Raw genomic sequence first — 22,746 nt, forward strand, 5'->3', positions numbered from 1 at the left:
ATTAATCAGTAACTGAAAATAGTGAATAAAAACGTGAATACACAACAATTGGCGAAACTGCGTACCTTCGTGCCCGAGATGCATCGCGTCCGGCACATTCACTTTGTTGGCATCGGTGGTGCCGGCATGGGTGGTATCGCCGAAGTGTTGGCAAATGAAGGCTATCAGATTAGTGGCTCCGACCTGGCACCGAATGCCGTTACGCAACAACTGACCGCGCTGGGCGCGCAGATTTATTTCAATCACCGCCCGGAGAATGTGCTGGATGCCAGCGTGGTGGTGGTGTCGACGGCAATTGCTGCCGATAACCCGGAGATCGTTGCAGCGCGCGAAGCCCGTATCCCGGTTATCCGTCGTGCCGAAATGCTGGCCGAACTGATGCGTTTTCGTCATGGCATCGCCGTGGCAGGTACGCACGGTAAAACCACGACCACAGCGATGGTGACCAGTATTTATGCTGAGGCCGGTCTGGATCCGACCTTCGTGAACGGCGGTTTGGTGAAAGCTGCTGGCACACATGCGCGGCTGGGGTCGAGCCGCTTCCTGATTGCTGAAGCAGATGAAAGCGATGCGTCTTTCCTGCATCTGCAACCGATGGTGGCGATTGTGACCAACATCGAAGCGGATCACATGGATACCTATCAGGGCGACTTCGAGATCCTGAAACAGACCTTCATCAACTTTCTGCACAACCTGCCATTTTATGGCCGTGCAGTAATGTGTATCGATGATCCGGTGATTCGCGAACTGTTGCCGCGTGTCGGTCGCCATATCACCACTTATGGCTTCAGTGAAGATGCCGATGTGTTTATAGAAAGTTACCGTCAGGATGGCGCGCAGGGGCATTTCACCATTCGCCGTCAGGACAAACCACTGATAAGCGTCACGCTTAATGCACCGGGCCGCCACAACGCCCTGAACGCCGCAGCAGCTGTCGCTGTAGCGACGGATGCAGGCATTGAAGATGATGCGATTTTACGTGCGCTGGCAGGCTTTCAGGGAACCGGACGGCGGTTTGATTTCCTCGGCGAATATTCGCTTGAGAACGTTAACGCGAAAAGCGGTAGCGCTATGCTGGTGGATGACTACGGTCATCATCCGACAGAAGTGGATGCAACCATTAAAGCAGCACGTGCTGGCTGGCCGGACAAACGTTTGGTGATGATTTTCCAGCCACACCGTTACACCCGCACCCGTGATTTATACGATGATTTTGCCAACGTGCTTTCACAAGTTGATGTGCTGATCATGTTAGATGTCTATCCCGCTGGCGAAACGCCAATCCCGGGAGCTGACAGTCGTTCCCTGTGCCGCACTATTCGTGCCCGCGGTAAGCTGGACCCTATTTTGGTCTCGGACATGGATACCGTGCCGGAAAGCCTGGCGCAGATCCTTGAGGGTGGAGATCTGGTTATGGTTCAGGGCGCCGGCAACATCGGCAAAGTTGCCCGAAAATTGGCTGATCAGAAATTACAGCCGGTGAAGAAAGGTGAAGAACATCATGTCTGAGAAAGTTGCAGTGTTATTTGGCGGTACTTCCGCAGAGCGTGATGTGTCATTGAATTCTGGCGCTGCCGTGCTGGCAGGCCTGAGAGAGTCAGGTATTGACGCCCATGCAGTTGATACCAAAACCTTCGCGGTCACCCGCCTTAAAGACGAAGGTTTCGACAAGGTCTTTATTGCGTTACATGGCCGCGGTGGCGAAGACGGCACCTTGCAGGGCACGTTGGAACACCTGGGCCTGCCTTATACCGGCAGCGGCGTAATGGCTTCGGCACTGGCGATGGACAAATTTCGTACCAAATTGGTGTGGCAGGCGCTGGGATTACCGATTGCACCTTTCGTTTTAGTGAATAAAAAACAGCTTGGTGAAGTAGGGCAGGGCGCTTTGGCCGAGAAGATTTCAGCTCTGGGTCTGCCGCTTATCGTTAAACCAAGCCGTGAAGGCTCCAGCGTTGGTATGAGCAAAGTCACCACGCCTGAAGCCTTGCTTCCTGCATTACAGGAAGGCTTCGTTCATGACGATAATGTACTGATTGAACAATGGTTGAGTGGCCCAGAGTATGCCGTAGCGGTGTTGGGGGATCAGGTGTTGCCTTCAATCCGCATTCAGCCTGTCGGGTCTTTTTATGACTATCAGGCAAAGTATTTTTCTGATGAAACACAATATTTTTGCCCGAGCGGTTTAACCGTTGAACAGGAAAACACGCTCGCAGAGTTGGTACTGCAGGCTTATCGTGCGCTGGATTGCAGCGGCTGGGGCCGGATTGATGTGATGCAAGACCGTGACGGTGGCTTCAATCTGCTCGAGGCGAATACCTCGCCGGGCATGACCAGCCACAGTCTGGTGCCGATGGCGGCAAAACAGTTCGGGTTAAGTTTCCCGCAGCTGGTCGCCCGTATTCTGGAGCTGGCCGACTGATATGTCTCAAGCGGCCCTGAATGCACGAGAGCGCGAGACGACGGAGAAAAATGGTCGTCGCAGCAATGGCAGCCAATTGGCGGGTGTCATTTTCCTGCTGATGGTGCTGGGAACCATTTTATGGAGTGTATGGGCAGTAATTGGCTGGATGCAGGACGCAAACCGATTGCCGTTGTCCCAACTGGTGGTGACAGGAGAACGTCATTACACCACTAACGATGATATTCGTCAGGCTATTCTGGCTTTAGGTTCGCCGGGTACGTTCATGACGCAGGATGTAAACGTCATTCAGCAGCAGATTGAGCGTTTACCCTGGATAAAACAGGTCAGCGTACGTAAGCAATGGCCGAACGAGTTGAAGATCCATTTGGTGGAGTATGTGCCGGTCGCACATTGGAATGATTTGCACATGGTCGATGCTGACGGCAAATCATTCAGCATACCTGCCGAACGAGTAGTCAAACAGAAGATGCCGTTGCTTTATGGTCCGGAAGGCAGCGAACAAGATGTTTTGCAAGGCTTTCAAACGATGAGCCAGACGCTTTCTGCCGCTAAGTTCTCGTTGAAAGCTGTGGCAATGAGTGCGCGTCACTCTTGGCAAGTCACTCTGGATAGCGATATCCGCCTGGAATTGGGAAGAGACGATCGAATGGGGCGTTTGCAACGTTTTATCGAACTTTATCCGAAGTTCCAGCAACAGGCCGACACCGATAAAAAACGCATCAGTTATGTCGATTTACGTTACGACACCGGTGCGTCAGTAGGCTGGGCCCCAGAGTTTATCGATCAGCAAAACAGTAATCAGCAACAGAATCAGGCACAGGCTAAACAACAATGATCAAGTCGACGGACAGAAAACTGGTAGTTGGGCTGGAGATCGGTACGGCGAAGGTCGCCGCATTGGTAGGGGAAGTTCTGCCCGATGGCATGGTCAATATTATTGGCGTGGGAAGTTGCCCATCGCGCGGCATGGATAAAGGCGGCGTGAATGACCTTGAATCAGTGGTGAAATGCGTACAGCGCGCCATTGATCAGGCAGAATTAATGGCAGATTGCCAAATTTCCTCTGTTTACCTTGCTTTGTCTGGTAAACATATCAGTTGTCAGAATGAAATAGGGATGGTTCCTATTTCAGAAGAGGAAGTAACACAGGAAGATGTAGAGAACGTAGTGCATACCGCTAAATCGGTTCGCGTTCGTGATGAGCACCGTGTGTTACACGTGATTCCGCAGGAATATGCCATCGATTATCAGGAAGGGATCAAAAATCCAGTCGGACTTTCCGGCGTGCGTATGCAGGCTAAGGTCCATTTGATCACCTGCCACAATGATATGGCGAAGAACATCGTTAAAGCCGTTGAACGCTGTGGTTTGAAAGTTGACCAGCTTATTTTTGCAGGTCTGGCAGCCAGTTACGCGGTTTTGACTGAAGATGAACGTGAATTGGGTGTCTGTGTCGTCGATATTGGCGGTGGAACCATGGATATCGCTGTTTATACCGGCGGAGCGCTGCGTCATACTAAAGTTATACCTTATGCGGGTAACGTTGTGACCAGTGATATCGCCTACGCATTTGGTACACCGCCGACTGACGCCGAAGCGATTAAAGTACGACACGGTTGTGCGTTGGGCGCGATGGTGGGTAAAGACGAAAACGTCGAAGTGCCAAGCGTGGGTGGGCGACCACCGCGCAGTCTGCAACGTCAGACTCTGGCCGAAGTTATCGAGCCGCGCTACACAGAATTGCTGAATTTAGTCAATGATGAGATTTTGCAATTGCAGGAGCAGTTACGTCAGCAAGGCGTAAAACATCATCTGGCCGCCGGAATAGTATTGACGGGCGGCGCAGCACAAATTGATGGTCTGGCAGCCTGTGCGCAGCGGGTATTCCATACCCAGGTGCGTATCGGACAACCGCTGAACATCACCGGGCTGACAGATTATGCGCAGGAACCTTACTACTCAACTGCTGTAGGGCTGCTGCACTATGGAAAAGAGTCTCACCTCAGTGGTGAGTCAGAAGTGGAAAAACGCGCCTCAGTGGGCAACTGGTTCAAACGAATCAGCAGCTGGTTGAGAAAAGAGTTTTAATGTTTTAACAACGGGATCATGTTGTCACTTATTATGATCCCGAAGCGACAGGCACAAAACGGAGAGAAACTATGTTTGAACCTATGGAACTGACCAACGACGCGGTGATTAAAGTCATCGGCGTCGGCGGTGGCGGTGGCAATGCCGTCGAGCACATGGTGCGTGAGCGCATCGAAGGTGTTGAATTCTTCGCTGTTAACACCGACGCACAGGCGTTGCGTAAAACAGCAGTAGGCCAGACTATCCAGATTGGTAGCGGTATTACCAAGGGACTGGGTGCTGGTGCAAACCCTGAAGTCGGTCGCAATTCTGCTGAAGAAGACCGTGAAGCGCTGCGTGCCGCTCTCGAAGGCGCGGACATGGTCTTTATCGCTGCAGGCATGGGCGGCGGTACCGGTACCGGTGCAGCGCCAGTGGTTGCTGAAGTAGCAAAAGAATTGGGTATTCTGACCGTTGCTGTCGTGACTAAGCCTTTCAATTTTGAAGGCAAAAAACGTATGGCTTTCGCGGAGCAGGGTATCGCTGAGCTGTCCAAACACGTTGACTCCTTGATCACCATTCCTAACGACAAGTTGTTGAAAGTGTTGGGTCGTGGCATTTCTCTGTTGGACGCCTTCGGTGCGGCCAATGACGTCCTCAAAGGCGCAGTGCAGGGGATTGCAGAACTGATCACCCGCCCTGGTCTGATGAACGTCGACTTTGCTGATGTGCGTACCGTAATGTCCGAAATGGGTTATGCCATGATGGGTTCCGGTGTGGCATGTGGTGAAGACCGTGCGGAAGAAGCGGCAGAAATGGCCATTTCCAGCCCACTGTTGGAAGACATCGATTTGTCCGGTGCCCGTGGCGTGCTGGTCAACATCACCGCCGGTTTCGACTTACGTTTGGATGAGTTTGAAACCGTGGGTAACACTATTCGTGCCTTTGCTTCTGACAACGCTACCGTGGTTATCGGTACGTCGCTTGATCCGGAAATGAATGACGAACTGCGTGTCACCGTGGTGGCAACAGGCATTGGCATGGATAAACGTCCAGAGATCACTTTGGTGACTAACAAGCCAGCCAGCCAGCCAGTGATGGATCATCGTTATCAGCAGCACGGGTTGTCGCCTCTGCCGCAGGAAACTAAACCCGCAGCGAAGGTGGTTAATGATCCGAACACGCAATCAAACAAAGAGCCCGACTATCTGGACATCCCAGCCTTCCTGCGTAAGCAGGCAGACTAGTCCGAATTGTAGGGTCTCCGCTCTTTGTGCTAAACTGTCCCACCAACCTTAATGTAGTATTAAGAGGTTGGTAGGATAGATGGATAACATTGCGAGATAAAAACGATGATCAAACAACGTACATTAAAACGTATCGTTCAGGCGACGGGTGTCGGTTTACATACCGGCAAGAAAGTCACTCTGACTCTGCGTCCTGCACCGGCCAATACCGGGGTCATCTATCGTCGCACTGACTTGAATCCACCGGTCGATTTCCCGGCAGATGCAAAATCCGTGCGTGATACCATGCTCTGTACTTGCCTGGTCAATGAGCATGACGTGCGTATTTCTACGGTAGAGCACCTTAATGCGGCCCTGGCCGGTTTAGGCATCGATAACATCGTTATCGAAGTTGATGCGCCAGAAGTGCCGATTATGGACGGTAGCGCAGCGCCTTTCGTCTATCTGTTGATGGATGCAGGGATTGAAGAACTGAATTGCGCCAAGAAATTCTTGCGCATCAAGCAAACGGTTCGTGTTGAAGACGGTGATAAGTGGGCCGAGTTTACGCCATTCAATGGTTTCTCTCTGGATTTCACTATCGACTTCAATCACCCGGCGATCGATGCCAGTTCTCAGCGTTACAAGATGAATTTCTCCGCAGAAGCATTTGTTCGCCAAATCAGCCGCGCACGTACTTTCGGTTTTATGCGTGATATCGAGTATCTGCAGTCACGTGGTTTGTGCCTGGGTGGCAGCTTTGATTGTGCAATTGTTGTGGATGATTACCGCGTGCTTAACGAAGATGGCCTGCGTTTTGAAGATGAATTCGTTCGTCACAAAATGCTGGATGCTATCGGCGATCTGTTCATGTGTGGGCATAACATCATTGGTGCGTTTACCGCATTCAAATCTGGTCATGCATTGAACAACAAGTTACTGCAAGCGGTGCTGGCTAAGCAGGAAGCCTGGGAATTAGTTACCTTCCAGGATGAAGCTGAAATGCCTTTGGCATTCAAAGCCCCTTCCACAGTATTGGCATAATCGGTATTGATATCATTATTTATTACGACTGGTTGGTTTGGCACTCTCTCCGGCCAACCCAGCCAGTCGTTCTAATGCCTTTCTAAGTTTCTCTGGGCTTCGGCTCGCTAATAACATTAATTCCTGCGCACTTTCTGCACTCAGCTGCCTGAACGGTTTCTCACCGCACGCTGTGGTGCTTGTCTGATCCTTAAACTGCGACGCATTTTCCACTTTCACCATCAGGGAAGGATTAATCCTGATGTCGATTGATGACAATGATGGTAGAATTTGCGCTCGAAGTGCAGAGAGGAGTGCGGGTTGTTCATAGCGTAGCCGCATCATCCAACTGGCGTTTGCTATCTCCAGCACTAAAACACCTTGTCGATAATTACCGACGCGGCACCATGGTTTCATGGGCGCAGGTAACAAGCCCTTCACGGCGCGGTTAAGTTTTAACAATGCCGCAGCACGTTGCTGAACCAGTCGCAGCGGGCTTTTGTCCGCTGAAGAGGCATCGTCGAACAGGACATCTAATAATTGTGGGCGACTATCGCGCATGACCGGCTCCGGCGGATTGTAAACTTGTGATTGGTATTCTAAATCGTTGGCGACAATTTGGCAGAAGGTATTTTTGGCCGCATCTCCTGTTGGGGATGGTCGCGGCAAGCCTCGGCGTGTCCACAAACCTGACGCAAACGGAACTGGCAGCAGTACCGAATACGTCTTCAAGTTTAAACCGGCTAAGCATCGGGAGTACAGGGCTGACGAATCTCGCTCTGCTCCAGGCACATCGCCGGCCTGCTTTTGGGGTCGATTACTGGCAACAGCATGCGCTTCGCACCGTAATTCGCCACCTTTCTTTTGCCCTGGCCCCGCAGGCAGTGTATACCGCAGCTCCTGAGATTATCATTGAGGAAGCCGAACCGCTTCACGTGCAGCAACTGGCATTGCTGGTGACCCTCAACGCATTATTGACGCATGAGTCAAAACCCCCAGTTATTATCCGTCAGACGCAACAACCGCAGATCCTTTCTACCCATCAGCATCAACCCGGTCTATGGCTGGCTCAGGTGCAAGGCATTCGTGCCGGTCCATTGTCTTTGAGTTAACCCCCTCTGATTTCACAGATTTTTACCTTGTGGTTCTATCAATAAATCAACAAAACAGTGGCCGCTTCACGTGGTCTCAAAGAGACATTAAGCACTATGTTAATTAAATTATTGACCAAAGTTTTTGGTAGCCGTAACGATCGTACCCTGCGCCGCATGCGCAAAGTGGTCGATCTCATCAACCGTTTGGAACCTGAAATCCAGCAACTGACTGATGATCAGTTAAGAGCGAAGACGGATGAATTCCGCGCGCGTTTGGCAAAAGGCGAGATTCTTGAGAACCTGATCCCGGAAGCCTTTGCTGTTGTCCGTGAGTCGAGTAAGCGTGTGTTTGGGATGCGCCACTTTGACGTGCAGCTGCTTGGCGGTATGGTGCTCAACGAACGTTGCATCGCAGAAATGCGTACCGGTGAAGGTAAAACCCTGACCGCGACCCTGCCAGCTTATCTCAACGCCCTGAGCGGAAAGGGTGTGCACGTTGTGACCGTGAACGATTATCTGGCCCAGCGTGATGCCGAAAACAACCGCGGCCTGTTTGAATTCCTCGGGTTGAGCATTGGTATCAACTTGCCGAACATGCCAGCGCCTGCCAAGCGTGCCGCCTATGCCGCTGACATCACTTACGGTACCAACAACGAATACGGTTTTGACTACCTGCGTGACAACATGGCGTTCAGCCCGGAAGAGCGCGTACAACGTAAATTGAACTACGCATTGGTCGATGAAGTTGACTCCATCCTGATCGATGAAGCACGTACACCGCTGATCATTTCTGGTCCGGCTGAAGATAGCTCCGAGATGTATGTACGCGTTAACAAACTGATCCCACAGCTGATTCGCCAGGAAAAAGAAGATACGGAAACCTTCCAGGGTGAAGGTCACTTCTCGGTGGATGAAAAAGCGCGTCAGGTTCATCTGACCGAACGTGGTCTGGTATTGATCGAAGAGCTGCTGATGGAAGCGGGCATTATGGACGATGGCGAATCCCTGTATTCCCCGTCAAACATTATGCTTATGCACCATGTTACCGCTGCATTGCGTGCTCACGTACTGTTCACCCTTGACGTTGACTACATCGTAAAAGATGGTGAAGTCATTATTGTCGATGAGCACACTGGCCGTACCATGCAGGGGCGTCGCTGGTCAGATGGTCTGCATCAGGCCGTTGAAGCCAAAGAAGGCGTTGATATTCAAAACGAAAACCAGACGCTGGCATCTATCACCTTCCAGAACTACTTCCGTCTGTACGAAAAATTGGCCGGTATGACAGGTACCGCCGATACCGAAGCGTTCGAATTCAGTTCCATTTACAAACTCGATACCATCGTTGTTCCAACTAACCGCCCCATGGTGCGTAAAGATTTACCCGATCTGGTCTACATGACTGAAATGGAAAAAATCGGCGCTATCATTGAAGATATCCGCGAGCGTACAGCTAACGGTCAACCGGTGCTGGTTGGTACTATTTCGATAGAAAAATCTGAAGTTGTTTCGCGTGAACTCGATAAAGCCGGTATTGCGCACAGCGTACTGAACGCCAAGTTCCACGCCAAAGAAGCCGAAATCGTTTCCCAGGCAGGTCAGCCAAGTGCGGTGACCATTGCTACCAACATGGCCGGTCGTGGTACCGATATCGTGTTGGGCGGTAGCTGGCAGGTTGAGATTGAAAACCTGGGCGAAGAAGTGACCGACGAACAAAAAGCTGAGATTAAAGCTGCCTGGCAGATTCGCCACGACGCCGTTCTGGCATCGGGTGGTTTGCACATCATTGGTACTGAGCGTCATGAATCTCGCCGTATTGATAACCAGCTTCGTGGTCGTGCCGGTCGTCAGGGTGATGCAGGTTCTTCACGCTTCTACTTGTCAATGGAAGATGCCCTGATGCGTATCTTCGCATCAGACCGCGTGACTGGCATGATGCGTAAACTGGGCATGAAACCTGGTGAAGCGATTGAGCATCCTTGGGTCACCAAAGCGATTGCCAACGCGCAGCGTAAAGTGGAAAGCCGTAACTTTGATATTCGTAAGCAATTGCTTGAATATGATGATGTTGCGAGCGATCAGCGTCGGGCTATTTATAGCCAGCGTAATGAGTTGCTCGACGTGTCTGACGTGAGTGAAACCATTCGCAGTATCCGTGAAGATGTGTTCAAAACCACTATCGACAGCTATATTCAGCCGCAGTCCCTGGAAGAAATGTGGGATGTGGCAGGGCTGGAACAGCGTCTGAAAAATGACTTTGAACTGGAGATGCCGATTGCCGAGTGGCTGGACAAAGAACCAGAACTGCATGAAGAAACTCTGCGCGAGCGTATCCTGCAAAATGCTTTGGATTCCTATGCCCGTAAAGAAGAAGTGGTTGGCATTGAAATGATGCGTAACTTTGAAAAAGGTGTGATGTTGCAAACGCTGGATTCATTGTGGAAAGAGCATCTTGCGGCTATGGATTACCTGCGTCAGGGTATTCACTTACGTGGTTATGCGCAGAAAGATCCAAAGCAAGAGTACAAACGTGAGTCTTTCGCCATGTTTGCTTCTATGCTGGAATCACTTAAATATGAAGTGGTTAGTGTACTGAGCAAGGTTCAGGTGCGTATGCCTGAAGACGTGGAGGTAATGGAAGAGCAGCGCCGTGAAGAAGCTGAACGTTTGGCTCGTCAGCAGCAACTCAGCCATCAGAACCAGACTTCCCTGGAAGTTGAAGAAGCAGAGCGTCTGGCCTCCGGTTCACAAGGTGATCGCAAAGTAGGGCGCAATGACCCTTGTCCGTGTGGCTCGGGTAAGAAATACAAGCAGTGCCACGGCCGCCTGCAGAAGTAAGCTGCAGCTTTGTTCTGTGTATGAAATTGAAGGGCGGCTAATCACCGCCCTTTGTTTTTTCCAAATCAGTTATGTTGTAAGGATAGATATAATGACGCTGAAAAAAATCACTATTTCGGTGGGTATTATTCGTAATTCGCAAAATGAAATCTTTATCACGCAGCGTGATGTTTCATCGCATATGGCGGGTTTTTGGGAGTTTCCGGGCGGTAAAGTTGAAGTAGGTGAAACACCTTACGAAGCGGTAGTCCGTGAACTGCAAGAGGAAACGGGGATTGTGGCCGAGCAACCGGTGCTGATTAAAAGCCTTGAGCACATTTTCCCGGATCGGGTGATCACTCTGCATTTCCATCTGGTCGAGAAATGGCAAGGGGAACCTTACGGTAAAGAGGGGCAGCCTATGCGTTGGTTAGCTCAGTCAGCGCTAAACCCGGCGGAGTTTCCACCGGCTAATGAATCGATAGTGCAAGCGTTAATCAGTGGCGAAATTTAACGTGATTCGCTCATTATCGATATCAATAAAAAAGGGCCTCAGGCCCTTTTTTATTTCTGGTGTTTGACTGGTCATTAACGGAGGTCTTCTTCACTCCAGTCATCCAAATCGTTGATCTCCCCTTTACTTGGGATCCGTTTCTCTTCGTCTGCCCATTCGCCAAGATCAATCAACTGGCAGCGTTTACAGCAAAAAGGACGATAAGGACTCTGGGCACCCCAGACTACTGATTTGCCGCAGGTTGGACATTTTACAACAATAATTTCGGGATCCATTGTTACTCCTAACAACAGGCTAGTTCAAAAGTCAGTCTGGCTGGCACCTGACCGCGCTCACTGTCTAGCGGTAAAAAGCGGATGGCATAACGGGTTTTATGACCAGATACTTGCGGATAAAGTTGATTTTCCAGTGTGATACGCATTCTTAGCAAGTCTGCGCCTCCGGCATTTTCCTGAAAAAATCCATTCAGGCTAATCTGATTACGGAATACGCCTGATTGCCGGATCAAACCCAGTACCAATGTCAGTGCATGATGCAACGGGTCCAATGTGACCAGCCAGCCTTGCACATCGTTGTCACGCTGTGTTTGTGATAGATGCAGCCATATATGCAAAGTAGGCAGATCAAAACTGCAACAGCCACCGGGGATACTCAAACGCTGGCGTACCAGAGCCATTAGACGATCTTCCCGCAAAGCCTGACCGATACGCGGGGCTTTCATCAACACGGCGGCTGTCTGTTTTAGATCGCCTCGCAGTGAATCGATACGTGAGGCATCAACACCGGGCACATCTTCCCATTGAGAGAGTTTCTGCTGCTGACGCTCGAGCTCTTTCAGCAAATCTGTCCGTACTTCGCCGCGTTCAAGTACATCTAATAGGTCAGATGCCGTACGAAAGAAAATCAGGGCAGAAGAAATTGAAGTGATCTGAGTATTTGTATGCATTTGCTGCAACAAAAACTCGATCCTCAGCCAGGTGCGCATTTTTTCATTCAAAGGATGTTCAAAGAGAACGGTAGTTACTACATCACTCATTCTTGTCAATATCCTGTCGGGTCGCTGAAGCCGCTAATTCCAGATAACGGCTATGTAATGAAGCAACACGCGGTTCGATCGTCTCGGCACCACCGTTGTTATCAATAATGTCATCTGCGCAGGCTAAGCGCTGTTGGCGGCTTACCTGAGCGCAGAGAATTCGTTCTGCCTGCTGGCGATCCACGCCGTCACGCAGCATGGTTCTGGCAAGCTGCGTTTGTTCATCAACATCCACCACTAACACACGATTAGCCTGTTTCTGTAACCCATTTTCGATCAACAACGGCACAACCCACAGTACGTAAGGTGTTGTAGCCGCGGCAATGAATTGCCGGGTTTTTGCATGGATTAACGGATGCAAAAGTTGATTAACCCACTGTTTAGCCGTGGGGTCGCTAAAGATAATCTCTCGCAAAAGGGCACGATTTAGCGAGCCATCAGGCAGAAGAATCTGTTGACCCAATCGAACCGCCAAATCATGAAGTGCAGGTTGGCCGGGTTCAACGACCTGGCGTGCAATTACATCAGCGTCAACAATGCTGACACCATGGCGGGCAAAACTTTCTGCCACGGTACTCTTGCCACTGCCGATACCACCGGTCAATGCAACGACATAACTCATTGGCGTGCTCAATAATAACAGTTGAGGTAAATGATAAAGAGATTATGAGTAAGTGCAAGCCGTGCTCATCGCGCTTTTGGCCTGAAATGCTTCAAACGGTGCAGACGGATGGGGTGCGATTAAAGTTATGAAAGCAGTCTTGCCGTTATGGTTTTCATGCGTATGATAAAACCACTGGAAGGGTGCCAAACAACCCCGTTTAACACCTCAGCGATACGTCGGTACGAACTACCTCACTCTCGCCAAACCCAGGACATGACCTCATGCGCATTGAAGAAGATTTGAAATTAGGTTTTAAAGACGTTTTGATTAGACCAAAACGTTCGACCCTCAAAAGCCGTTCCGAAGTTGAGCTGGAGCGCACCTTTACCTTCAAACACTCCGGTTTCAAATGGTCCGGTACACCCATCATTGCGGCAAACATGGATACTGTCGGTACTTTTCGCATGGCTGAAGCGCTAGCTTCATTCGATGTGCTGACTGCGGTTCACAAACACTACAGCGTTGAGCAATGGACGGCGTTTGTTGATGCTTCCACCGAGTCTGTTCTGCGTCATGTGATGGTATCGACAGGCACTTCCGAAGCTGATTTTGTCAAAATGAAGCAAATCCTGGCTCTTTCGCCGCTGCTAAAATTTGTGTGTCTTGATGTTGCTAATGGATATTCGGAACACTTTGTGTCGTTTCTGAAACGCGTCCGTGAAGCTTGCCCTGACAAAGTCATCTGCGCTGGCAATGTAGTGACGGGCGAAATGGTCGAAGAACTGATTCTTTCAGGTGCCGATATTGTCAAAGTCGGTATTGGTCCGGGTTCAGTTTGTACCACACGCGTTAAAACTGGCGTGGGTTATCCGCAACTATCAGCAGTCATCGAATGCGCTGACGCAGCTCATGGGTTAGGTGGACAGATCGTCAGCGATGGTGGCTGTGCAGTGCCGGGTGACGTGGCAAAGGCCTTTGGTGGCGGCGCAGATTTCGTGATGCTGGGCGGTATGCTGGCTGCGCACGATGAGTGTGAGGGTACAGTCGTTGAAGAAGGCGGTGAGAAATTCATGTTGTTCTACGGAATGAGCTCTGAATCAGCAATGAAGCGCCACGTCGGCGGCGTTGCTGAATACCGTGCAGCCGAAGGTAAAACGGTTAAGTTGCCACTGCGCGGCCCGGTAGAAAATACCGTGCGCGATATCCTTGGTGGGTTACGCTCCGCTTGTACCTATGTCGGTGCGGAACGTTTGAAAGAGCTGACCAAACGCACAACATTTATTCGTGTTGCCGAGCAGGAAAACCGACTTTTCGGTTCCAACTAATCACCGCCTCTAAATTACTTTCATGCGGCGGCGGTAGTAAACCACCGCATGATTTTTCTGCCAAAGCACTTATCCCATAACCGCCCCCAGCTGGAATATGGGTAAATACATGGCGATAACGAGTCCCCCCACCAGAATTCCCATCACTACCATCAGCATCGGTTCGATAGATTGTGACATCGTCTCCGCCAGTTGATGAGCCTGTTGATTATGCCAATGCGCCAGTTTCAATAAAATATCATCCAGTGATCCCGACTCTTCACCGATACGTATCAACTGTTGGCAAAGCGAAGGAAATAGGGGGATTTGCCCGATCGCGCTATAAAGTGGGACACCCAGCGCAATCTGTTCTTTAACCTCCATAACTGCGCGCTGAAAAAGTAGATTCGACGACGACGTTGCCGCAGCTTCCAGTCCGGTGATCAATGTCATTCCAGCTTGCTGAGTCATGGCGAGAGTTTGGAATATCTGGCTCAGACAACTGTCCGCAATCAAGCTTTTTATTAATGGCATGCGTAACAGAAGTCTTTGTTCACGCCAGCGCCACTTTGATTGTGGATGATAAATTCGAAGATAGGCGACCATGAAAGCTGCAATTGCTAAGGTGCATGCCGGACCGTAACGGATCAACGCCCCCGAAACTGTCATCAATAGCTGAGTAAACCAAGGCAAGCTAGCATCGAAGGATGCATATATTTTTGCAAACTCAGGTAACACCATCGTCAGCATCAGGACAGTAACGATCGTTGCAATGCAACACACTATTAGCGGATAACGCAGGGCTTTTTTCACCTTTGCGCGTAATTCGGACTGTTGTTCTTGTTGGATCGCCAGTTGCATGCAGCAGCGATCTAACTGCCCTGTTAATTCTCCAACTGAAATAATATGCCGGTAAATCAGTGGAAACACGTCAGGGAGCACGGTTAACATTACTGATAGCGGTTTCCCCTGTTTTACCCCGGTGGCGATATCTTGCAAAATGCAGCGCCAGGGCGCTTTGGAATGTTCGCCAGCTAGCAGCATCAGGCCATTGACCAAAGGAAGTCCTGCCTGCAACAGTGTTGCTAATTGTCGTATCAGAGCAATACGGTCAACACTTTTCCAGTAAGTTGCCCTCAGACGTAGCCGTTTATTGACGGTAACTGGTTGGAGGGAGAGGGCAAAAAGTTGTTGATGAACATCGGCAACATCAGCAGCCAGCCGTTCTCCTGCCTGTAACTGCCCGAGTGCGTCAATAGCCTGCCATCGGTAAAGAAAGAGGCGATGTTGGGAGGGGAGAAGTGAGTTCATGCTTCAAAGCCTTCACCTGCCACCCGATAGAGTTCTTCAAGTGACGTAATACCTTGTTCCACCAATACAATCCCTGCTTCCAGCAAAGTTTTATGACCCTGTTCATGGGCGATTTTATTGAGTTCAGCAACACCTGCACCTGCCACCAGTGCCTGCTGCAAACGTGGCGTAATGGTCAGGATTTCATAAATTCCAGTCCGACCATAATAGCCGGAGAAGCAGTGATTACAGCCAACGGGCCGCCACAAGGGCGTCGGGGTTGTTTTTGTACTCTCATCGTTTTCAACACACGCGGAGTGGGGTTTTCGACAGTGGGTGCAGAGTTTTCGCACTAAGCGCTGAGCGATGACTAAACGCAAGCTGGCAGCAATGTGGTAGCCCTCAATGCCCATCTGTGCAAGACGACTAAGCGTCTCACAGGTTGAATTAGTGTGCAGCGTTGATAACACCAGATGGCCGGTCTGCGCTGCTTTGATAGCAATTTCCGCGGTTTCCTTGTCGCGTATCTCGCCCACCATAATGACATCCGGGTCCTGCCTCAGTAGTGCTCTTAGTACTCTGGCAAAGCTCAGGTCGGTTTTGGTGTTCACTTGCGTTTGGTTAATTCCAACCACGGGGATCTCGACCGGATCTTCAACGCTGCAAATATTACGCTGTACCGCATTCAGGTGGCGCAGCCCGCTGTAGAGCGTCACTGTTTTGCCACTGCCGGTTGGACCGGTGACGAGGATCAATCCCTGTGGGCTTTTTAGTGCATTCACATAATGACTGAGATCTTCTTGCGTAAACCCCAATTGGCTCATGCCCAACGCCTGTTGGGTCATATGCAGGATCCGAAGCACAATTTTCTCACCATGCAGAACCGGTAAAGAAGCGATGCGCATGGAGTAGCGAAGATTTTGAAAAGTGATCAGTAATTGCCCATCCTGAGGCAGGCGGCGTTCGGCTACATTCAACTGACCCATGATTTTAAGCCGGGCACACAAACTGGCGGCCATCGAGAACTCAGGGCCAGGGATCTCCTGCAAAACGCCATCAATACGCAGTCGAATACGCAAGCTATTTTCGCCCGGTTCAAAATGGACATCCGAAGCCCGACGTAATATTGCCATGCGCAGAGTCTGGTTAAGGAAGTTAACCACCGGTGCGTCGCTGGTATCCTCCAGTTCATTCGCTTCTGCGATTTTCACTGGGTTCGGTTTGCTCTCGGGAGTCACCGCCACTGAAGAGTGGGTCGGTTTTTCCAGTGCCTGTTCGAAGCGGGCGTGCGGCCAGCGCTCGATCTGCACCTTTAGGCCGCAGGCGAACTGTAACGCTTTGGTGAGCGCTTCCGTGTCACCTTCTGCCTCATGGCATGCGACGTGTAAATGCACGTCGTCCTGATGCAGCACAATGGCTTTATAGCGCTGACACAGTGCATTCAGCGTTGCATCAGATGTGTGTCTTTCAGCATGATGAAAAACTGAAGAATCCAGGAAGGAGTCGCTCATTTGGTTGCTCCTGTGCCTTCAAAGCGGAATACGCTTTCACAGGCTTCTTTCATGCCGGTATCTTTGGCACTGGTGCAGCCTCTGCTCCAGATAATCCCGCCTGATGTAGTATCAACCGTCGGCGTCATCATGACGCTCAGGCCATTCAACGCCTGCTGTCCGGTCAGGGTTATAACGCCCGCTGCGACCTGAACCTGGCTGACATAGCGCGTGGTAGCTGCGGCAGGGATACCCTGGCTGGCGGCATTACACGAAGTCAGCGCACCCTGATCAATCACACAAAGTTCGACCCCGGTTTTGTAAGGCACCATGGTTTGCAGCATGTCAGTTAAAGCGGCTTTTTGGATATAGCTTTGATAGGCGGGAATGCCAATGGCACTGAGGATGGCGATGATGGCAATGACCACCATCAACTCGATCAGGGTAAATCCGCCCTGTTTAACGTTGCATTGCTGATTATTCGCGTTCATTTTCCGATCCTTGGTTTTGGCTAAGAGAGGCTTTCCGTCAGCAAATTATCTGCTTCAGAAACCTTGCGCCATCACCAGAGAAGCGGTCTCCAGCACGTCTCGGAAAATAAGAATGCAAAGGTGTAATTCGTGGGTAAATGTGCGGCGTATCCCGCAGGCCTAAAAAACAGTGGCCAAAGAATCTGGTGACGGAAGGGGGAGGTATGAGAGGGTTATTAGCCAGGAGATCATCGGGGGTAAATAGATAACGAAGCCCCCTGAAGCAACAGCAGAGGGCTGGAAAGAGGCTAAAAATCAGTGGAATCGCATTGATAAGTCCATGGCGCGAATATGCTTGGTCAGTGCACCAACGGAGATGTAATCAACGCCGGTTTCTGCGAATTTGCGTAGGGTCTGTTCGGTGACATTACCCGAGACTTCCAGCAAGGCTTTGCCTGCGGTCAGTGCAACGCCTTCTTGCATCATGGGGATGGTGAAGTTATCCAACATCACGATATCTGCCCCGGCATCCAATGCCTGTTGCAGTTCGTTGAGGGTTTCAACCTCGACTTCCACAGGAACATCCGCATGGATTTGCTGGGCACGTACCACCGCGGCTTTGATCGAACCGCAGGCGATGATGTGATTTTCTTTAATCAGAAATGCGTCGGCCAGCCCCAGGCGGTGATTGCTGCCGCCGCCACAGAGCACGGCATATTTCAACGCGGTTCTGAGGCCGGGCAAGGTTTTGCGGGTATCCAACAGGCGGGTTTGGGTACCTTCCAGCAGCTTCACGTAGTGGTTAACTTCGGTTGCCACGCCAGACAGCGTTTGCACAAAATTAAGTGCAGTTCGCTCGCCGGTCAGAAGCAGACGTGCCGGACCTGACAATTCACAGAGTGGCTGGTTTTCAACAAGCGTATCGCCGTCTTTTACCTTCCAGGTAATGGTGACCTTATCGTCCCCCAGTTGGTGGAAGACTTCGTCCAGCCATTGTTGGCCGCAGAAAATACCCGCTTCGCGGGTGATGATCGTCGCTTTCGCCAGTGTGTCTTCAGGTAAAAGCTGCGCAGTGAGATCGTTGTCTGCACTGGCCTCGCCACCGAGGTCTTCACCGAGAGCCTGAGTCACTGATACAGGGATATCATTTTGAATACGTTCGAGTAACAGAGCGCGGCGACTTTCAGGGCTATAGCTGCGTGTCGTCATACAAATACTCCGAAATGGCGGATAAGGGAGAGAAAAAAACATGCTACCCTGTTGCTGTAATAAGTACCACCACAGCACATCATTGAGGTCTTTGATGCAGTTAGAAAACGGCTGGCTTACCGAAGCCCGGCGGGTGGTTTCACCTCATTGTGACCACCGTCCTGAAGATGAAATCCCCTCGCTGTTGGTTATCCACAATATCAGTTTGCCGCCCGGTCAGTTCGGTGGCCCGTATATCGATCAACTCTTTACCGGTACGTTGGATCCCGACGATGATCCGTACTTCGCGGGTATCCACCCGTTGCGCGTGGCAGCACACTGCCTGATCCGGCGTGACGGCGAAATCGTGCAGTATGTCCCGTTTGATAAACGGGCCTGGCATGCCGGAGTATCCGTTTGGCACAGCAGGGAACGCTGTAATGACTTCTCTATCGGTATTGAGCTTGAGGGTACGGACTTTGTCCCTTTCACTGAGGCGCAATATTCGAGCCTGGCTGTTGTCAGTGACTTGTTAACTAAGCACTATTCTATTGGTTTTGATGCTATCACCGGGCACAGTGACATCGCCCCAGGGCGTAAAACTGATCCAGGGCCTGAGTTTGACTGGCAGCATTATTTGTCTTTATTAAAGCAACATCAGGTTAACGGCAGCGCCGGAGATTAACGTAGACTGTCCAGTAATGGATGCACCGTTTAAACTCCGTGTCGGGCAAAAGAGAGAGTAATTACTGATGACGTTATTTACCTTGTTGCTGGTGCTGGCGTGGGAACGCTTATTTAAGTTAGGTGAGCACTGGCAGTTAGATCACCGTTTTGAAGGAATATTCCGCCGTGGACGCAACGCCACGCTGACCAAAACGCTGGCGATCGCTGTCGTCTGGATGCTGCTGCTCTGGGTCGTGCTACATGCCGTTAAAGGGCTATTTTTTGGCGTGCCTTCACTGTTTTTGTGGGTGGTGATCTGCCTGTTTTGCATCGGCGCGGGGATCAAGCGTAAACACTACCGCGCGTATCTCAAATCTGCCCGTCAGGGAGACACCGATGCCTGTGCGCAAATGGCGGAAGAGTTGGCTCTGATTCATGGTTTACCGGTAGAGTGCACGGAAGAAGCCCGCCTGCGTGAACTCCAAAATGCCCTTCTGTGGGTTAACTTCCGCTATTATCTGGCCCCCTTATTTTGGTTTGTGGTATTTGGTCCCTACGGCCCCGTCGCGTTAGGCGGTTATGCGGCACTGCGCGGTTATCAAACCTGGTTGGCCCGGCATATGACGCCGCTTAAGCGTTCGCAGTCCGGCGTTGATGCTCTATTGCATATTCTCGACTGGATCCCGGTGCGTCTCGCGGGCGTTGCCTATGCGCTGTTCGGTCACGGTGAGAAAGCCCTTCCGGCCTGGTTTGCTTCTCTGGGCGATATTCACACTTCCCAGTATCATGTTTTGACCCGTCTGGCACAGTTTTCGCTGGCACGGGATCCGCATACTGACCCGGTTCAAACTCCGCGTGCTGCCGTTGCGCTGGCGCGTAAAGTCACCATGATTATTCTGGTGGTGGTCGCGGTGCTGACGATTTATGGCACGCTAATCTGATAAGCGATAAGCGATAAGCCAAAGAAAAAGCCCGGCGTGTTTTCACGTCCGGGCTTTTTTTATGCTTTATGTTGCTGTTTGGTCAGCGGCTGGTTATCTGCTGGCGGTTCGCCAAATACCGGCATGCCGTTTTTATCCCATTCGATGGTTTTTATGCGGGTGTGCCGGTTTGGGTCATACAGCGGATCGCCTTCAATCTCGGTATAGTTTCTGGCGTGATAGACCAGCACATCCTGTCCGTTTTCATCGCGGGTGAAACTATTGTGACCCGGGCCAAACTGGCGGTTATCTGCTTGCGTGGTAAACAGTGGGATTGGTGATTTATGCCATTGGGCAGGATCGGTGATGTCGCGGTTAAGGTCAGCCCACAGCAGGCCAATACAGTAATTCTCATCCGTGGCGCTGGCTGAGTAGCTGATGAAAATTTTGTCGCCATGCGTGATAACAGCGGGCCCTTCATTGACCCAAAAGCCCTGTATCTCCCACTCAAGCTCGGGTTTGCTGAGCATCACGGGCGCAGATTTCAACGTCCACGGGTTTTCCATTTCAGCCAGATACAGGTTGGAGTTACCCCGAATAGCCGGATCTTTCTGTGCCCACAAGTAGTAGCTTTTCCCCTGATGCGTAAAGTGGGTGGCGTCTAAAGAGAAGCTGTCAAATTGGGTGTTAATTCGACCTTTCTCAACCCATTTACCCTTTAGGGGATCTGCCCCTGCGCATTCGATCACGAACATCCGGTGCTGGAAAAGTCCATCCACAATCTCCTGTGACGGTGCCGCCGCAAAGTAGATGTACCACTTCCCGTTGATGAAATGCAGCTCCGGCGCCCAAATTAATGCGCTCATCGGGCCGGTTTCAGGTTTCTGCCACACCACCTGAGCTTCAGCATGGGCCAGCCCGATCAATGTCGATGCTCTGCGTATTTCCAGCCGGTCATATTCCGGTACTGAGGCGATAAAATAGTAGTAACCGTCGCTGTGCAGCCAGATATGTGGATCGGCTCTTTGTTCAATCAAAGGATTCGGATAACCGGTGTTACTCATGTTTTAACTCCTTGCTGTTCAGTGGCAACGGTGCGGCGCTGTCAGCATTTTTAGCGTCATGATATTCATTCAGTTCACGGTAGTTGCGGCGGCGGATTTCCAAATCGGCCTGAATCTTTTGCATGGTTTTACGGTCTAGCTTCAGCAACCGTACCACGCCTGCGGTGATCAAATACCCGATACCAGGTATCACGGTGAACAGCAGCATAATGCCGTTAATGGCGTGATCGCTCTGGCGCGCGGCGCTGGCATCGTAGCCATAACCAGAAAGCAGGAAGCCCACCATCGCACCAGCTACCGCCAGTCCACATTTCAGGAAGAACAAGTTACCCGAGAAACTGATGCCGGTAATGCGTTTACCGGTTTTCCACTCGCCGTAATCATCCACATCCGCCATCAGCGACCAGTGCAGCGGGGAAGGGAGCTGGTGCAGAATGTTGAGAACGAAATAGGCCACCAGAATCAGCGAGGTCATGTGTGGATTGAGGAAGTAGAAGCCCACGGAGAAAATGGTCAGCACGATATTGGTCCAGAAGAACACTTTCAGTTTGCAGTATTTATCGGTCAGGGGCTTAGCCAGTGCGCTGCCAATCATCATGCCGACCACGCCGAGGCTGATAAACAGACTGGCAAATGAGGTCGATTTCTCCATCACCCAGGTAACGTAATACATGGTGGCCGCCATGCGGATAAAGCCGGGACAAACGTTGCAGAAAGTCAGCAGCAGGATGCGCACCCACTGGTCATTTTTCCATACGTCTTTCAGGTCAGATTTCAATGCATTTTTGGAGGGCACGGCGGGTTGAATACGTTCTTTCACGAAGCTGAAACAGAACAGGAACATAAAGAGCGCAATGATAGCCATAACACCCATCGACATCTGATAGCCCTTGGCCTTATCAGCGCCGCCGAACCAGTCTGCCATCGGCAGTAATGTCGAGGAAAGAATGAGCGTTGCAATACCTACCATAAAGAACCGATAAGACTGGCAGGCCACGCGTTCGTGGGGGTCAGACGTTATCACGCCTCCCAGTGAACAGTAGGGAATGTTAATTGCCGTGTAGGTCAATGACATCAGGAAATAGGAGACAAACGCATAGATAACTTTGCTGTTGTAGCTCCATTCCGGCGTAGTAAACATCAGCACGCTGAACAGGGTGTAGGGCACGCAGACCCACAACAGATAGGGGCGAAAACGACCCCATCGGGTGGTGGTTCGGTCAGCAATGGCCCCCATGATGGGGTCAGTTACGGCATCAATTACCCGTACGGAGAGTAACAAAACACCGACGAGAGCCGGTGCCAGACCGAAAACGTCGGTATAAAAATAGTTGAGGAACAGCATGACGGCGCCGCCAATCATATTGCATCCTGCGTCTCCCATGCCGTACGCCACTTTTTCTTTGAATGACAGTGCGCCTTCCTTCATGGATGTTCTCTCCGGCTATTGGTTAAAAAGGACAGTTGTTAAAAAACTGTTTGATAGCAAAGAGTTTGGCTTAGGAATGGTTGAAGGGTCAGGAAGTAAGAGTCATGAAGATGGACGTT

General features: G+C 50.9%; 22 protein-coding genes. 12 read left to right on the forward strand and 10 right to left on the reverse strand.

The window, feature by feature from the left end:
• Positions 1-33: 33 nt before the first annotated feature.
• The 6 genes from murC to lpxC all read left to right on the forward strand — a co-directional run bounded on the left by murC (position 34) and on the right by lpxC (position 6,762).
• Positions 34-1,509, forward strand: coding sequence for a UDP-N-acetylmuramate--L-alanine ligase (gene murC / locus EAH77_RS11630; protein WP_140472777.1), 1,476 nt, complete (start codon positions 34-36; stop codon positions 1,507-1,509).
• The gene (locus EAH77_RS11635; protein ID WP_140472779.1) at positions 1,502-2,422 is read left to right on the forward strand and encodes a D-alanine--D-alanine ligase; all 921 of its coding nucleotides are present in this window, start codon (positions 1,502-1,504) and stop codon (positions 2,420-2,422) included. Before murC ends, EAH77_RS11635 begins: the two co-directional genes overlap by 8 nt.
• Position 2,423: 1 nt before the next feature.
• Complete coding sequence (gene ftsQ / locus EAH77_RS11640) at positions 2,424-3,260, forward strand: cell division protein FtsQ (protein ID WP_140472781.1); 837 nt, start codon at positions 2,424-2,426, stop codon at positions 3,258-3,260.
• Complete coding sequence (gene ftsA, locus EAH77_RS11645; RefSeq protein WP_140472783.1) at positions 3,257-4,513, forward strand: cell division protein FtsA; 1,257 nt, start codon at positions 3,257-3,259, stop codon at positions 4,511-4,513. Before ftsQ ends, ftsA begins: the two co-directional genes overlap by 4 nt.
• A gap of 71 nt (positions 4,514-4,584) precedes the next feature.
• Entirely contained in the window at positions 4,585-5,739 is a 1,155-nt protein-coding gene (gene ftsZ, locus EAH77_RS11650) for a cell division protein FtsZ (protein WP_140472785.1), read from the forward strand.
• A 105-nt stretch (positions 5,740-5,844) separates the two neighbouring features.
• Complete coding sequence (gene lpxC, locus EAH77_RS11655; protein WP_140472787.1) at positions 5,845-6,762, forward strand: UDP-3-O-acyl-N-acetylglucosamine deacetylase; 918 nt, start codon at positions 5,845-5,847, stop codon at positions 6,760-6,762.
• A 15-nt stretch (positions 6,763-6,777) separates the two neighbouring features.
• Here the strand turns inward: lpxC and EAH77_RS11660 are convergent, their stop codons facing one another.
• The gene (locus EAH77_RS11660) at positions 6,778-7,302 is read right to left on the reverse strand and encodes a DUF721 domain-containing protein (protein ID WP_140472789.1); all 525 of its coding nucleotides are present in this window, start codon (positions 7,300-7,302) and stop codon (positions 6,778-6,780) included.
• A 26-nt stretch (positions 7,303-7,328) separates the two neighbouring features.
• Here EAH77_RS11660 and secM point away from each other — a divergent pair, with 26 nt between their 5' ends.
• The 3 genes from secM to mutT all read left to right on the forward strand — a co-directional run bounded on the left by secM (position 7,329) and on the right by mutT (position 11,166).
• Positions 7,329-7,853: a secA translation cis-regulator SecM gene (secM, locus tag EAH77_RS11665; protein ID WP_140472791.1), complete on the forward strand. Its 525-nt coding sequence runs from the start codon at positions 7,329-7,331 to the stop codon at positions 7,851-7,853.
• A gap of 96 nt (positions 7,854-7,949) precedes the next feature.
• Positions 7,950-10,673: a preprotein translocase subunit SecA gene (gene secA / locus EAH77_RS11670; RefSeq protein ID WP_140472792.1), complete on the forward strand. Its 2,724-nt coding sequence runs from the start codon at positions 7,950-7,952 to the stop codon at positions 10,671-10,673.
• Between the two features lie 91 nt (positions 10,674-10,764).
• Positions 10,765-11,166 (forward strand): 8-oxo-dGTP diphosphatase MutT, encoded by a 402-nt coding sequence (gene mutT / locus EAH77_RS11675; protein WP_140472794.1) that lies wholly within the window; start codon positions 10,765-10,767, stop codon positions 11,164-11,166.
• Positions 11,167-11,240: 74 nt separating this feature from the next.
• On the opposite strand, the gene yacG is transcribed toward mutT, so the two are convergent.
• From yacG to coaE, 3 genes are read right to left on the reverse strand one after another with little or no spacing between them, the layout of a single operon-like run.
• Positions 11,241-11,441, reverse strand: a complete 201-nt coding sequence (gene yacG / locus EAH77_RS11680) for a DNA gyrase inhibitor YacG (RefSeq protein ID WP_140472796.1) — start codon at positions 11,439-11,441, stop codon at positions 11,241-11,243.
• Between the two features lie 8 nt (positions 11,442-11,449).
• The gene (gene zapD, locus EAH77_RS11685; protein WP_140472798.1) at positions 11,450-12,202 is read right to left on the reverse strand and encodes a cell division protein ZapD; all 753 of its coding nucleotides are present in this window, start codon (positions 12,200-12,202) and stop codon (positions 11,450-11,452) included.
• Positions 12,195-12,824: a dephospho-CoA kinase gene (coaE, locus tag EAH77_RS11690; RefSeq protein ID WP_140472800.1), complete on the reverse strand. Its 630-nt coding sequence runs from the start codon at positions 12,822-12,824 to the stop codon at positions 12,195-12,197. Before coaE ends, zapD begins: the two co-directional genes overlap by 8 nt.
• A gap of 263 nt (positions 12,825-13,087) precedes the next feature.
• Between coaE and EAH77_RS11695 the strand changes: the two genes are divergently transcribed.
• Entirely contained in the window at positions 13,088-14,131 is a 1,044-nt protein-coding gene (locus EAH77_RS11695) for a GMP reductase (RefSeq protein ID WP_140472802.1), read from the forward strand.
• Between the two features lie 69 nt (positions 14,132-14,200).
• On the opposite strand, the gene hofC is transcribed toward EAH77_RS11695, so the two are convergent.
• From hofC to nadC, 4 genes are all read right to left on the reverse strand, one after another.
• The gene (gene hofC, locus EAH77_RS11700) at positions 14,201-15,421 is read right to left on the reverse strand and encodes a protein transport protein HofC (protein WP_140472804.1); all 1,221 of its coding nucleotides are present in this window, start codon (positions 15,419-15,421) and stop codon (positions 14,201-14,203) included.
• Positions 15,418-16,911, reverse strand: coding sequence for a type II secretion system protein GspE (gene gspE / locus EAH77_RS11705; RefSeq protein WP_140472806.1), 1,494 nt, complete (start codon positions 16,909-16,911; stop codon positions 15,418-15,420). Before gspE ends, hofC begins: the two co-directional genes overlap by 4 nt.
• A complete protein-coding gene (ppdD, locus tag EAH77_RS11710) occupies positions 16,908-17,381 on the reverse strand; it encodes a prepilin peptidase-dependent pilin (RefSeq protein WP_140472808.1) in 474 nt (157 codons plus the stop codon). Before ppdD ends, gspE begins: the two co-directional genes overlap by 4 nt.
• A gap of 294 nt (positions 17,382-17,675) precedes the next feature.
• Positions 17,676-18,569, reverse strand: coding sequence for a carboxylating nicotinate-nucleotide diphosphorylase (nadC, locus tag EAH77_RS11715; RefSeq protein WP_140472810.1), 894 nt, complete (start codon positions 18,567-18,569; stop codon positions 17,676-17,678).
• Positions 18,570-18,663: 94 nt separating this feature from the next.
• On the opposite strand from nadC, the gene ampD reads away from it, so the two are divergent.
• Together ampD and ampE are read left to right on the forward strand one after the other, a co-directional pair.
• Positions 18,664-19,233 carry a 1,6-anhydro-N-acetylmuramyl-L-alanine amidase AmpD gene (ampD, locus tag EAH77_RS11720; protein ID WP_140472812.1) on the forward strand — a complete coding sequence of 190 codons (570 nt, stop codon included), beginning with the start codon at positions 18,664-18,666 and terminating at the stop codon, positions 19,231-19,233.
• Between the two features lie 67 nt (positions 19,234-19,300).
• Complete coding sequence (gene ampE, locus EAH77_RS11725; RefSeq protein ID WP_140472814.1) at positions 19,301-20,155, forward strand: beta-lactamase regulator AmpE; 855 nt, start codon at positions 19,301-19,303, stop codon at positions 20,153-20,155.
• 59 nt (positions 20,156-20,214) lie between these two features.
• On the opposite strand, the gene EAH77_RS11730 is transcribed toward ampE, so the two are convergent.
• Positions 20,215-21,198: a glycoside hydrolase family 43 protein gene (locus tag EAH77_RS11730; protein ID WP_140472816.1), complete on the reverse strand. Its 984-nt coding sequence runs from the start codon at positions 21,196-21,198 to the stop codon at positions 20,215-20,217.
• A complete protein-coding gene (locus EAH77_RS11735) occupies positions 21,191-22,627 on the reverse strand; it encodes a glycoside-pentoside-hexuronide (GPH):cation symporter (RefSeq protein ID WP_140472818.1) in 1,437 nt (478 codons plus the stop codon). Before EAH77_RS11735 ends, EAH77_RS11730 begins: the two co-directional genes overlap by 8 nt.
• Between the last annotated feature and the right edge of the window lie 119 nt (positions 22,628-22,746).

Origin of the sequence: Ewingella americana, assembly GCF_006438725.1 — a bacterium.
Classification (GTDB): Bacteria; Pseudomonadota; Gammaproteobacteria; order Enterobacterales; family Enterobacteriaceae; genus Ewingella; species Ewingella americana_A.